Raw genomic sequence first — 417 nt, forward strand, 5'->3', positions numbered from 1 at the left:
TCCCCTCCGCATCGGTCGCCACCGCCAAAAGCACCTGCGGCCGGTCATCCCGGTGGTCCCGACTGTAGCCGTAGCGAGCCAACCCCTTCGGACCCTCTCCCTCAAAATAGGTGCTCGAAAGATCGTAGAGCACCAGACTTACCCCTCCGGGAAACGCTCTCTGGAAAAGCCCACGCTCGATCCGGCTCCAAACCCCATTGAGCCCATCCATCGCCCGGTAGAGATCCTCTTCCTCAAATCCTTCGCTCTTTTCCAAGGAGCAGGCTTGCGCCAGAAGCGTCCCCCGAGCCTCCTCCTTCCAGGAAAGCTTCGAGCAGGGGAAGAGAATCCTGCCGAAGATCATAGCCTGCAAAAGTTTCCTCTTCTTCGGATCCTCCACCGAGGCCAGGACTTCTTCCAGTCCCCACCGCTCCCATG

1 pseudogene is annotated in these 417 nt (G+C 59.7%); it reads right to left on the reverse strand.

Features of this window, described 5'->3' with window-relative positions:
* Positions 1-417: pseudogene (locus A37A_RS22160) on the reverse strand (hypothetical protein); the annotation flags it as partial.

This window comes from Verrucomicrobium sp. 3C (genome assembly GCF_000379365.1).
GTDB lineage: Bacteria > Verrucomicrobiota > Verrucomicrobiia > Methylacidiphilales > Methylacidiphilaceae > Methylacidimicrobium.